Source organism: Methylobacterium sp. NPDC097929, assembly GCF_049543375.1.
In the GTDB taxonomy this organism is placed as follows: Bacteria; Pseudomonadota; Alphaproteobacteria; order Rhizobiales; family Beijerinckiaceae; genus Methylobacterium.
Window position 1 is genome coordinate 1,427,482 of record NZ_JBMVEP010000001.1, and the last position, 11,542, is coordinate 1,439,023.

Genomic DNA, 11,542 nt, shown 5'->3' on the forward strand with positions numbered 1-11,542 from the left:
TGGAAGACTTGGGTCAGTCGTGCCCTCAGAGGGCACGATCAGGGGGACCAGCCTCCAAAGTGGAAAAGCGGTGCAACCTGTCTCCGTCGCGGCTCCACATCGATCCCATCAGGGAGAGTTAAGCGGGGACATCTACTGATATCGATGAGACTGAAATTTGCAAGCGCTCATCGTTGAATGACTTCATCGTAGTTGCAATTTTATTCGCGCCTCGATGATTGTAAATCGATCGAAATACCTCCATCATTTCGCTTTGCACCCACAACCTGCATCTTCGAAATCAGTTGTGTGGCGAAATCGGCACAGACTCTTCTCACGTGAGCCGATACCTTTGCACAATGCGCTCCTCCGCGAATGCTGATGACGCGCGCCATCATAAGATCGTTTCACGCCGAACACTGTTCGAAAGAGGCCAAAATGTCTTCAGGTCCAGCGCCGTCGATTTCTACATCAAGACTGTATGTTGTTCAGCAGACACCGGGCACCGCCAATTACACGATCGTCGACGGGTTTCCTTTCGCATATACAATCACGGACGTTTCGGACGGCGCGGGCGACAACACTGCGCTTCTCGAAGCGAGCGGTAGGGATACCATTCAGCTCACAAGCGGTACTGGAGTTGGTAGCGGCCAGGGAACCTACCTGGGAAGAACCTCGAACCCCGGAGACATCTTCGCCTTGAGCGGCGGGCAAATCTCCCTCTTGTCGAACAACACCTACGCCAACGGAACAGTCGTCACGTTGACGACAGGATCGACCGTCCTCTGCTTCGTCACCGGCACTCTGATCCGCACCGCGCGGGGCGAGGTCGCGGTCGAGGATCTGCGCGTCGGCGATCGGGCCGTCACCGCCTCGGGCCTGCTGCGCCCGATCACCTGGATCGGCAACCGCGATCTCGATGGCGAGGGGACGGCGCTGCCGCACGATCAGCAGCCCGTGCGCATCCGCGCCGGCGCCTTCGGCCCGGGTCTGCCCGCCCGGGACCTGCGCCTCTCGCACGGCCATCCGGTGCTCGTCGGAGCCGACGCGAACGGCGAGGGCGGGGCGCTCGTGCCGGTCATGTGCCTGATCAACGGCACCACCATCGTCCGCGAGCCGGCAACGCAGGTGACCTACTGGCACGTCGAGCTGGATGCCCACGACATCCTGCTGGCCGAGGGCCTGGCCGCCGAGAGCTACTACGACATGGGCAGCCGCGTGTGGTTCGCCGGCGAGAACGGCCCGCTGACCGATCCGGACTTCGTGCCGGCCGGCGCCTACGGCCGCTGCCGCCCGGTGGCGGTGGACGGCGCTCCGGTCGAGGCGGCGCTGCAGCGGCTCGATACCGTGTTCGCTGAATATCTAAGCGAGCATTGCGGCTGGCCAGCACTTCAGGAAGGCCTCTGACCCAGCACGTTCCGCGGGACGATCATCGGGCGCGGTGAGGGGGAAACCATCCCCCTTGCCGCACTCGCTTCCGCCGCAGCGAAGGACAGCGTCGCTGTGGTGTGGCAGCGCGACTGTCTCAGACCGACTGGACGTGCGCGAGGTCGAGCATGATCGGCGACATGCGGCCGAACAGGCTCACCCCCACCCTGATCCGGTCGTTCGGCAGGATCGCCTCGACGGTAGCTGGAAAGCCTGCAAACGGCCCCTCACGCACGAGCACGCTCTGCCCGACGCTGATGCCGGTAGGTTGAGCAATATCAGCCTCGGCAAGCCGGTCGGCGAGGCGCTGAAGTTCGTCCGGATCGAGCCGGGCCGGGCGCATGACCAGGGATATGATGTTCCCCTCAGGGCCGTCCTCCGGCTCCGGATGAGAGACGATCTCCGCCACGCCGGTCCGTGAACGAGCCTCAGCGAGGTGGTCCGCGTCCCGAACGCCGATGAACACCGTGCGCATCAGCAGGGGCGTGGAGCGCACTACGCGGCGACCGCGGCGGACCACCACTTCGGAGAGGTGCGGCAGGTAGTAGTCGACCTGAGCCTCCTCCAGCGCCTTCAGCGCCCTCGTGCCCATCCGCGGCAGAGTGCGGGCAATGTGCCAGGATAGACCAGGGTCGATCTGCACGGCCGTAGCGCCGAGCACGGGCGCCGTGACGCTCGGAGCTGCAATTCGGACACCCGCAGCCTTTCGCTCGGCCCTGCGCTGCTTGCGCGCCCGTTCGCGCTGCTTCTTGCCGGCTCGGTTCATGCTGCTCCCCCAGTTCGTTCTCAGGCCACGATCTCGAACCGGCGGGCGCGCTTGGCGCTCAACTCGGCTTCCATCACGTCGGCCCAATCCGTCCCAATCTGCGGCGGCAGCTCCACGCGGACGGTGCGATCACCGACCGCGAGGCGGTGAGCGAGCGTGTAGGCCGCAGCCTGCCCACCGAACGCGTGGTCGACATCGCCGAACACCACGACCTCCCGCGTGCAGTCCGGCGGCTGCCACTTGGCCAGCATCGTCGCGTTCGTGGCCGCCCACACCGGCATGTCGAACAGGCGGGCAGCCGCGAGCGCCGTCTCGATGCCCTCCGCGATCCCCAGCCTCTGAGCCGGTGAGAACAGGCGGACCGCAGCGCCGTCCGGCACCTTTCCCGGCATCAGGCGGCGTGGGATCTCGACCGCAGCCTTGCGGCCGTCATGGGTCAGATAGGTCCGGTGCAGCGTGGCTGCTTCACCGTCGGGACCGGACACCTTGGCGACCATGGCCGGGTGGTAGGATGGGACGTCGTCCTGGTAGCGCAGATGATCCACGATCCGCAGGCAGCGGGGGAACGTGGTCAGCCCAAGCCGAGCCTGCAGGTAGCGGCCGGCCGGATCGTCGCGCTGGATCAGGCGAGCCTCGGACCACAGCCGGTTCAGGGCCGATCGGCAGTCCTCGGGCGAGCGCTCTACCGCCGTGGGCATGACGGGGGCGTCGTCAATCAGCGGCTCCAGCCGTTCGGCCAGTTCGCGGAAGTCGATGGCGAGCACCCGCATGGCGAGGTCGATACCATCCCCCGCACCGCAGTGATTGCAGATCCAGGTGCCACGCCCCTCCTTGTCGTCGAAGCGGAAGCGGGTCTTGCCACCGCACATCGGGCAGGGACCGTTCTTGCGGCCGGACAGGAACTGGCTGTCCACGCCGATCATGGGCAGCAGGCTCGCCCACCGATCGCGGGCGCGGTCTCGCAGCGGCACGAGCATGCTCAGGCGGTCCTCCGTTTGGCCGAGGCGATCTGTTTGGACTTCAACCAGCCGAGGATGCGTCGCTCCGGTTCACATTCCGGTGCGTGCTGGTAGCGGTTGGGCCAAACACCGGTGAATTCCTTGAACTGGTGCGCGGCCCAGCCCGGGGCGTAGCCGCGGCGGCGGCCGTACAGCTTCAGCTGGCCGAACAGGGCGATCTTCTCCTCGACCTTGGCCTTCGCACGCTCGCACTTCATCTCGACGAGGTTACCCTCCTCGCACCGGATCTTGCTCTGGTGCTCCGGCTTGAAGCCGCAAGCGGGACAGATCGGGGTCTTCGCTGGCTTCAGGAAGGCACAGGACGGGCACTTCTTCGGCAGCGACACCGGTCGATCCCGAGCCTCCCGCTTCCGCGGTCCATGGCCGGTGTCGAGGGCATCGTGGTGGATGTCGGTGACGAAGCCGACCCGACGCTCCGCGTGAAACCCCTGTCCGGCTCCAACGACGATGAAGGCTTCCACGCCTGGACGGAGGAGGAGCTGGCCCGCTTCGAGGCGCACTGGCCGCTCGGCACCCGTCAGCGCCTCGCCTTCGACCTGCTCCTCTACACCTGCCTGCGCCGCGGCGATGCCGTGCGTCTCGGGCGGCCGCACGTCCGTGGGGGCGACTTCACGATTCGAACGGAGAAGACGGGCATGGTCGTGGTCGCGCCGATCCGACGGGCGCTGGCCGCCTCGATCGCCGCGACCCCAACGGGTGAACTGACCTTTATCGCGACCGAGCGCGGCCGGCCCTTCACCAAGGAGTCGTTCGGCACGTGGTTCGGCAAGGTCTGCCGTACAGCCGGTTGCCCCGGCTCTGCGCACGGTCTGCGCAAGGCCGGAGCCCGCCGCGCGGCCGAGGACGGCGCCACGGAGGCGCAGCTCAACGCGCTGTTCGGATGGGCCGATGGAAGCCGGGAAAGCGTGATCTACACGCGAACCGCCAACCGGGCGAAGCTGGCGCGTCAGGCAAGAAAAAATCCCGCACCCTTCGAAGGTACGGGATCGAAACTTAGAAGACCAAGGATCTCAACAACTTGGAGATCAGATGGTGCCCAGGAAAGGACTCGAACCTTCACCTCTTGCAAGACTGGTACCTGAAACCAGCGCGTCTACCAATTCCGCCACCTGGGCGCCGGACCGTTGCCGGTCGGCGATGGGGTTCGTTTAGGCGGCGGCGGCGGGGGCGTCAATCGCTGTTTCGCCGCCGGCTGCCAAAAATCCCGAAGCGGGCTTCGAGCGCGGCGCAGGGGCAACAGGCCCGCGCCGCGCGGTCCGTCTCAGCCGCGCCAGGCGCGGATGTCGACGAAGCGGCCGGCCACCGCCGCCGCCGCCGCCATGGCCGGGGAAACGAGGTGGGTGCGCCCGCGCGGGCCCTGACGGCCCTCGAAGTTGCGGTTCGAGGTCGAGGCGCAGCGCTCGCCCGGCCGCAGCTTGTCCGGGTTCATGCCCAGGCACATCGAGCAGCCGGGCTCGCGCCAGTCGAAGCCGGCATCCTTCAGGATGCGGTCGATCCCCTCGGCCTCGGCCTGCGCCTTCACCAGGCCGGAACCCGGCACCACCATCGCCGAGACGCCCTCGTGGACCTTGCGGCCCTCGACCATCTTCGCGACGATGCGCAGATCCTCGATCCGGCCGTTGGTGCAGGAGCCGATGAAGACCCGGTCGAGGGTGATGTCGGTCATCCGGGTGCCCGGCGTCAGGCCCATATAGGCCAGCGCCTTCTCCTTGGACTGACGCTTGTTCTCGTCGGAAATCCGCGCCGGGTCGGGCACGGTGCCGAGGATCGAGACGATGTCCTCAGGCGACGTGCCCCAGGAGACCAGCGGGGGGAGGTTGGCCGCGTCGAGGCGGATCTCCCGGTCGAAATGCGCGCCCTCGTCGCTGACGAGGCTCTCCCAGTAGCGCCGGGCGTCGTCGAAGGCGGCGCCCTTGGGCGCCTTCGGGCGATCCTTGACGTAGGCGTAGGTCGTCGCGTCGGGGGCGACCATGCCGGCCCGCGCCCCGCCCTCGATCGACATGTTGCAGATCGTCATCCGGCCCTCCATCGAGAGGGCGCGGATCGCCTCGCCGGCATACTCGATGACGTGGCCGGTGCCGCCGGCGGTGCCGATCTCGCCGATGATCGCCAGCACGATGTCCTTGGCGCTGACGCCCGGGGGCAGGGTGCCGTCGACGGTCACCCGCATGTTCTTGGCCTTGCGCTGGATCAGCGTCTGCGTGGCGAGCACGTGCTCGACCTCCGAGGTGCCGATGCCGTGGGCCAGCGCGCCGAAGGCGCCGTGGGTCGAGGTGTGGGAATCACCGCAGACGATCGTCTGGCCCGGCAGGGTGAAGCCCTGCTCCGGCCCGATGATGTGGACGATGCCCTGGCGCTGGTCGAGCGCATCGTAGAACTCGATGCCGAAGTCGCGCACGTTCTCGGCCAGAGCCTCGAGTTGCGTGCGGCTCTCGGGATCCTCGATGCCCTTGGAGCGGTCCGAGGTCTGGACGTTGTGATCGACCACCGCCAGCGTCTTGTGCGGCGCGCGCACCCGGCGGCCGGCGACGCGAAGCCCCTCGAAGGCCTGGGGGCTCGTCACCTCGTGCACGAGGTGGCGGTCGATGTAGAGGAGGGCGGAGCCATCCGGCTCGACATCGACGACGTGGTCGTCCCAGATCTTGTCGTAGAGGGTGCGCGGCGCGGTCATGATGCGGGTGTCTTGCGGGGTTTGAAGGGCTCCGTCACGGACGACGCCCCCGCCGGGCCGCATCGCGCGCGGCCGGACGGCAGGGAGGATCCGGAAGAGACCCATGTGTAATGCGCTCCGGCCGATTTCGGAAGGGCGGCTGCGCACATGACAGGTTTGCCGCGTTTCGATCGCGCCGCGGCCTCGGCGCCGGCCGGCCGCTGGACCGGGGCGCGGCGCGGCATTACTCCGGTTTTCCCTCCTACGATCGCCCAACGATCGCCCCCGTGATCTCCTCCTTGAGGCCGTGAGCCGGTGCCGCCAGACGAGACGCCCGAGATCCTGCTGATCCGGCAGACCCGCCCCGACGTGGCCGAGCGGCTCTCCGGGCGGTTCCGGCTGCACCGGATGGAGGAGGCGCCCGACCGCGAGGCCTTCCTCGACGCGGTCGGCCCGCGCATCCGGGCGCTCGCGGTCGGGGCGATGTGCCCGATCGGCGCCGCCCTGTTCGACCGGCTGCCGCAGCTCGAGATCGTGGCGAGCTTCGGCGTCGGCTACGACACCATCGACGTGGGCGAGGCCCGCCGCCGGGGCATCGTCGTCACCCACACGCCGGACGTGCTCTCCGACGAGGTCGCCGACCTCGCCGTGGGGCTGCTGCTCGCCACCCTGCGCCGCATCCCGCAGGCAGACCGCTACCTGCGGGCCGGGCGCTGGCGGGAGGGGAGCTTCCCGCTCACCACCAGCCTGCGGGAGCGCCGGGTCGGCATCCTCGGGCTCGGGCGGATCGGGCGGGCCATCGCCCAACGGCTCGAAGGGTTCGGCGTCGCGATCGCCTATCACGGCCGCACGCCCCAGGCCGACGTGGCCTACGCCTATCACGACAGCCTGCTCGGGCTGGCGCGGGCGGTGGACGTGCTCATCGTGGCCGCCCCCGGCGGGCCGGGCACGAACGGGATCGTCGATGCCGCGGTTCTGGCCGCGCTCGGGCCCGAGGGCATCGTCGTCAACATCGCCCGCGGCAGCGTGATCGACGAGGCGGCGCTGGTCGCCGCCCTGACGGCGGGGACGATCCACGGGGCGGGGCTCGACGTGTTCGCCAACGAGCCGCACGTGCCGCAGGACTTGATCGACCTCGACCAGACGGTGCTGCTGCCGCATGTTGGCTCGGGCTCGCACTACACCCGCGCGGCCATGGCCCGGATGCTCGGCGACAACCTGCTGTCCTGGTTCGACGGCAAGGGCCCGGTGACGCCGGTCCCCGAGACGCCCTGGAGCGGGCGATGACGAGGGGGCCGAGGATGGGACGATGGGTGGTCGCGGGGGCGCTGGCGGCGCTGGCCCTGACGGGGCAGGCCGCCCGCGGGCAGGACACGTCCCCCGCGCCGGATGTGCCCGTCACCGAGCCGGCTCCGGCCGCCCCCGCACCCGCGGAGGGCGCGCCCGCACCGGCGGGCCTCGCGACGCTGCCCGAGACGCTGGCGGGAGCCGCCGGCACCTGGGATCTCTCGCTCGCCGGCGGCAACCGCCGCTGCGTGCTGACGCTCGCGACAGATACCGGCCCGAGCGGGCGGGTCGTGCGCTTTCCCGCCGGCTGCCGCCGGGCGCTGCCGCTCATGGCCGGGATCACCGGCTGGCTGTTTCCGGGCGAGGGCATCCGCCTCGTGGACCGCAACGCGCGGCCCCTGCTCGCCTTCTCCCGCAACCCGGACGGGATGAGCCTCGGGGCGAGCGCCGAGAACGGCGAGCGCTACAACCTCGTGCCGCTTCAGATCGCGGCGATGCGGCCGCCCGACCCGGCCGCCGCAGCGGGATCGCCCGCGCCGGCGGCCTCGGCGGAGGCTGCGGCGCCCGCGCCCCCGCCGGAGGGGCCGGCGCCGGGCCTCTACGCCCTGGACCGGGCCACGCAGAAGGATGTCTGCCGCATCGAACTCGCGGGGTCCGCCGGGACCGAGCGGGAAGCGGCGCCCGTCCGGCTGCAGCCGGATTGTCGCGACAGCGGGATCACGGTGTTCGATCCGGTGAGCTGGCGCTTCGCCAACGGCCACCTCACCCTCAAGGCGCGGCGCGGCCACGCGGTGAACCTCGTGGCGACCGGGGACGGGCGCTGGCGGCGTGATCCCGAGATCGGCGTCGCCTTCGTCCTGCGGAAGGTGGAGCCGTAGGGGGAGGGCGGCGTCCGGCGGGCTCTCAAAGGAGCGGGCGCAGGGCGAGGTGCAGGCCGAGCCCCAGCAGGCCGACGAAGAAGCAGCGCCGGAACACCCGCTCGCTGACCCGGCCCCGCACCCAGCCGCCGAGCACCATGCCGAGCAGTGCCGGGACGAGAGCGATCAGCGAGACGCCCGCGATGCCCGGCGAGAGGGCGCCCCCGCCCGCCAGCGCGACCGCCAGCGCCAGGGTGGAGACCGTGAAGGACAGGCCCAAGGCCTGGATCAGGTCGTCCTTGGTCAGTCCGAGCGCGCCGAGATAGGGGGCGGAGGGAAAGGAGGAGACGGCGGTGGCCGCCGTCACCAGCCCCGTCGCGACGCCGACGAGCGGGCCGAGCCAGCGCTCCGCCGCGGGCGGTACGTGCAGCCGCAGGGCGGCGAGGCCGACCACGGCGTAGGCGATGAGGGCGAGGCCTAGGAAGACGGTGGCCTCGACGCCGTAATGGCCGTGCAGGATCGCGGCCGCCGCCAGCGTGCCGACCACGCTCGCCGCCAGCATCGGCCAGAGGCGGCGCAGGAGGACGCCGAAGCGGGGCCCGGCCGCGAGTTGCCAGACATTCGTCACGAAGGCGGGCACGACCAGCAGCGCCGCGGCCTGGACCGGCGCCATGACGAGGCTCAGGAGGCCCATGGCGACGGGCGGCAGGCCGAGCCCGACCATGCCCTTGACGAAGCCGGCGAGCAGGAAGGCCGAGGCGGCGACAGCGAGGGAGAGCGGGTCCAGGGTGAAGGACATGGGCAGTCCTGCGGCTCGAAATGACGCGAAAAGGGGGAGGGGTCGGCTCAGTCGTGAAGCAGCATGTCGCGCAACCGGGCGTCGTGATCCGCCGGCTCCGCGGCGGCGGATGCGCGCGCTGCCGGTCCGGCCTGGGAGGACGGGAGGGGTGCCAGCGCGGCGCCGCAGGCCGGTGCGGCAGCTTCGGAGCGGGCGAGGGCGGTCAGCGCGGTCACGGCCGCCAGGAGGAGCGCCGCGCCTTCGAGCAGGCCGACGCCCGGGCGCGTCGTCGTGTGTGCATTGCGTGCCATGACCTCGAGTCTGGCATGGTGACGGCGCGCGACAATGCGGAAGTGGCCCCGGATAGCCTTCGGATGAGCCGAAGCCTTTGCCCGAAGCCCTTGCCTGAACCCCTTGCCCGAAGCCGCCTTCCGCTGGAAGCATGAGGCATGCGCTTCGACCTGACCGATCTGCGCCTGTTTCTCCACGTCGTCGAGGCCGAGAGCATCACGCGCGGCGCCGACCGGGCGGGGCTGGCGCTCGCCTCGGCGAGCGAGCGCATCCGCGGCATGGAGCTGGCGGGCGGCGTGCCGCTGCTGGAGCGCCATCCCCGCGGGGTGCGGCCGACGCCCGCGGGCCTCGCCGTGGTCCACCACGCCCGGCTCGTGCTGGGCCAGCTCGAACAGATGCGCGGGGAACTCGGCCAGTACGCCCACGGCTTGCGCGGCCATGTCCGGCTGCTGTCGGTCACGGCGGCGGTCGCGGCCTTCCTGCCCGACGCGCTGTCCGGCTTCCTCGCCGCCCACCCGACCATCGACATCGATCTGGAGGAGCGCACCAGCCGCGAGACCGTCGATGCGCTTGCCGGGGGGCTTGCCGATATCGGCATCGTCGCCGACACCACCGATCTCGGCGCCCTGGAGACCCTGCCGCTCTGCCTCGACCGGATCGTCCTCGTCGTGCCGGAGGGGCACGCCCTGGCGCAGCGAAGCGGCGTCGCGTTCCGGGAGGTGCTGGACGAACCCCTGGTCGGGCTGAGCCACAACCGCGCGCTCCAGGCCCATCTCGCCACGCACGCGGCCCGGGCCGGCCGGCCGTTCAAGCTGAGGGTGCGCCTGAACGGACTCGACGCGGTCTGCCGGATGGTCGAGCGGGGCGTGGGCGTCGCCATCGTGCCCGAGGCCGCGGCCCGGCGCGCGGGCGAGACGATGGCGATCCGCTCGATCGCCATCGACGAGCCTTGGGCCCTGCGCCGCCTGACCCTGTGCGCCCGCAGCATCGCCGCCCTGCCGCCCCATGCCCGCAGCCTCGTGCAGCATCTCGCGGCGCATCTGGGCGCCGCGCCCGCCTGAACACCGCCGCGGAGTCAGGCGCCGTGCGTCGATGGCGGGATCGTCCCCTTCAGCGCCGCGTAGCTCGTCATCAGGTTGCGGTAGTCGGGGATGTGGTCCGACAGGAGCGAGGCCAGCCCCTCGACGTCCCGGCGCCAATCGCGGTGCAGCTCGCAGGCCACGGCGAACCAGTTCACGAGCTGGACGCCGGCCGCCGACATCCGGTTCCAGGCCCCGTCGCGCACCACCGGGTTGAAGGTGCCCGACGCGTCGGTGACGGCGAAGACCTCGTAGCCCTCGGCGATGGCCGAGAGGGCGACGAAGGCGACGCAGACCTCGGTGACGACGCCGGCGATGATGAGCTGCTTGCGCCCGGTCGCCTTCACCGCGGCGACGAAATCGGGATTGTCCCAGGCGTTGATCTGGCCGGGACGGGCGATGAAGGGCGCGTCGGGAAACTTCGCCTTCAGCTCCGGCATGATCGGGCCGTTGGGGCCGTCCTCGAAGCTGGTGGTCAGGATGGTGGGAAGCGCGAAATAGGCGGCGAGGTCGGCCACCGCGAGCACGTTGTTCTTGAAGCGGTCCGGATCGACGTCGCGCACGAGCGACATCAGCCCGGCCTGATGATCCACGAGCAGGACCACGGCCTGGTCGAGGTCGAGGCGCTTATAAGGCTTGCTCATGGTCGTCTCCGTCGGTGCTGCGCGGCGGCGCTGTGCCGGTGACGAGAGAATGCCCCGCCGCACAGCGCCGAGAAACAGAAACGATGGAAACGGATTATTTCTCAAAATACGATCAAAAGGTCTGCCCCCGTCGACGACCAGAGGATGCCCGACGACGAAGGCCGCCGGCCCGGAACAGAGATAGAGGACGGCCGCCGCGATCTCCTCGGGCCGGCCCATCCGTCCGACCGGCTCCTGAGCCACGACCCGCACCACCCCGTCCGGGGTTCCCCCGGTGAAGCGCGGCATCAGCGGCGTATCGACGATGCCGGGGCAGATCGCGTTCACCCGGATGTTGCGGGCCGCATCGTCGAGGGCGGTCGCCTCGGTGAGGCCGATCACCCCGGCACCGGAGGAGGTGTCGACGATGGCGCCGCCCTGGCCGGGTTCGGGCTGGCCTACCTGCCCGAGGGTCAAGTGCAGGACGACCTGACCCGGGGCAGGCTCGAGCGGGTTCTGGCGGATTGGTGCGAGCCGTTCTCCGGCTATCACCTGTACGATCCGAGCCGGCGTCAGCACGCCGCCGCCTTCGCCGTCCCGGTCGAGGCTCCGCGCTACCGGCCGTCGGGGCCGTAGCGCCGGTTCATCGAACGTCAGATCCGGCAAAGACCGGGTTCGGCGCGCAAGCGAAAGACTTGCAACAGTCGATCGGCGAGGAAGTCGATCGGCGGGGATGCAGGGAAATCGCGAACAGTCGGCAAAGTTTCACAGTCCTGTGATGTGGC

The 11,542-nt window shown here is 69.9% G+C and carries 11 protein-coding genes, 1 tRNA gene and 3 pseudogenes; 6 read left to right on the plus strand and 9 right to left on the minus strand.

All coding sequences use genetic code 11. The features are described from left to right. The first annotated feature begins 417 nt into the window (after positions 1-417). Complete coding sequence (locus ACPCJR_RS06755; protein ID WP_391527221.1) at positions 418-1,386, plus strand: Hint domain-containing protein; 969 nt, start codon at positions 418-420, stop codon at positions 1,384-1,386. 118 nt (positions 1,387-1,504) lie between these two features. Here ACPCJR_RS06755 and nusG read toward each other — a convergent pair whose 3' ends face one another. Genes nusG through ACPCJR_RS06770 form a run of 3 tightly spaced genes read right to left on the minus strand, consistent with a single transcriptional unit; the run spans position 1,505 to position 3,785 of the window. After that, complete coding sequence (gene nusG / locus ACPCJR_RS06760) at positions 1,505-2,173, minus strand: transcription termination/antitermination protein NusG (RefSeq protein WP_391511448.1); 669 nt, start codon at positions 2,171-2,173, stop codon at positions 1,505-1,507. A 20-nt stretch (positions 2,174-2,193) separates the two neighbouring features. Continuing rightward, complete coding sequence (locus tag ACPCJR_RS06765; RefSeq protein ID WP_391511447.1) at positions 2,194-3,150, minus strand: DUF7146 domain-containing protein; 957 nt, start codon at positions 3,148-3,150, stop codon at positions 2,194-2,196. A gap of 2 nt (positions 3,151-3,152) precedes the next feature. After that, positions 3,153-3,785: a hypothetical protein gene (locus tag ACPCJR_RS06770; RefSeq protein ID WP_391511446.1), complete on the minus strand. Its 633-nt coding sequence runs from the start codon at positions 3,783-3,785 to the stop codon at positions 3,153-3,155. Here ACPCJR_RS06770 and ACPCJR_RS06775 point away from each other — a divergent pair. After that, positions 3,747-4,058, plus strand: a pseudogene (locus ACPCJR_RS06775) (integrase); the annotation flags it as partial. The gene ACPCJR_RS06770 and the pseudogene ACPCJR_RS06775 sit on opposite strands and share 39 nt — an antisense overlap. A 164-nt stretch (positions 4,059-4,222) precedes the next feature. Here the strand turns inward: ACPCJR_RS06775 and ACPCJR_RS06780 are convergent. Together ACPCJR_RS06780 and leuC are read right to left on the minus strand one after the other, a co-directional pair. Beyond that, positions 4,223-4,307: transfer RNA gene (locus ACPCJR_RS06780), tRNA-Leu, on the minus strand. A gap of 146 nt (positions 4,308-4,453) precedes the next feature. Then, complete coding sequence (gene leuC, locus ACPCJR_RS06785; RefSeq protein WP_391511445.1) at positions 4,454-5,863, minus strand: 3-isopropylmalate dehydratase large subunit; 1,410 nt, start codon at positions 5,861-5,863, stop codon at positions 4,454-4,456. A 294-nt stretch (positions 5,864-6,157) separates the two neighbouring features. On the opposite strand from leuC, the gene ACPCJR_RS06790 reads away from it, so the two are divergent. Together ACPCJR_RS06790 and ACPCJR_RS06795 are read left to right on the plus strand one after the other, a co-directional pair. Continuing rightward, positions 6,158-7,129, plus strand: a complete 972-nt coding sequence (locus ACPCJR_RS06790) for a 2-hydroxyacid dehydrogenase (protein ID WP_391511444.1) — start codon at positions 6,158-6,160, stop codon at positions 7,127-7,129. A 14-nt stretch (positions 7,130-7,143) separates the two neighbouring features. Next, positions 7,144-8,007, plus strand: coding sequence for an AprI/Inh family metalloprotease inhibitor (locus tag ACPCJR_RS06795; RefSeq protein WP_391511443.1), 864 nt, complete (start codon positions 7,144-7,146; stop codon positions 8,005-8,007). Positions 8,008-8,032: 25 nt separating this feature from the next. Here the strand turns inward: ACPCJR_RS06795 and ACPCJR_RS06800 are convergent, their stop codons facing one another. Together ACPCJR_RS06800 and ACPCJR_RS06805 are read right to left on the minus strand one after the other, a co-directional pair. Further along, positions 8,033-8,785 carry a sulfite exporter TauE/SafE family protein gene (locus tag ACPCJR_RS06800; RefSeq protein ID WP_391511442.1) on the minus strand — a complete coding sequence of 251 codons (753 nt, stop codon included), beginning with the start codon at positions 8,783-8,785 and terminating at the stop codon, positions 8,033-8,035. 47 nt (positions 8,786-8,832) lie between these two features. Next, the gene (locus ACPCJR_RS06805) at positions 8,833-9,075 is read right to left on the minus strand and encodes a hypothetical protein (protein WP_391511441.1); all 243 of its coding nucleotides are present in this window, start codon (positions 9,073-9,075) and stop codon (positions 8,833-8,835) included. Between the two features lie 138 nt (positions 9,076-9,213). On the opposite strand from ACPCJR_RS06805, the gene ACPCJR_RS06810 reads away from it, so the two are divergent. Then, positions 9,214-10,116 (plus strand): LysR substrate-binding domain-containing protein, encoded by a 903-nt coding sequence (locus ACPCJR_RS06810; protein ID WP_110353263.1) that lies wholly within the window; start codon positions 9,214-9,216, stop codon positions 10,114-10,116. Positions 10,117-10,130: 14 nt separating this feature from the next. Here ACPCJR_RS06810 and ycaC read toward each other — a convergent pair whose 3' ends face one another. Together ycaC and ACPCJR_RS06820 are read right to left on the minus strand one after the other, a co-directional pair. Continuing rightward, positions 10,131-10,778 carry an isochorismate family cysteine hydrolase YcaC gene (gene ycaC / locus ACPCJR_RS06815; RefSeq protein WP_391511656.1) on the minus strand — a complete coding sequence of 216 codons (648 nt, stop codon included), beginning with the start codon at positions 10,776-10,778 and terminating at the stop codon, positions 10,131-10,133. 135 nt (positions 10,779-10,913) lie between these two features. Continuing rightward, positions 10,914-11,234 (minus strand): annotated as a pseudogene (locus tag ACPCJR_RS06820) (SDR family oxidoreductase); the annotation flags it as partial. Here ACPCJR_RS06820 and ACPCJR_RS06825 point away from each other — a divergent pair. After that, a pseudogene (locus ACPCJR_RS06825) lies at positions 11,190-11,393 on the plus strand (LysR substrate-binding domain-containing protein); the annotation flags it as partial. The pseudogenes ACPCJR_RS06820 and ACPCJR_RS06825 sit on opposite strands and share 45 nt — an antisense overlap. Between the last annotated feature and the right edge of the window lie 149 nt (positions 11,394-11,542).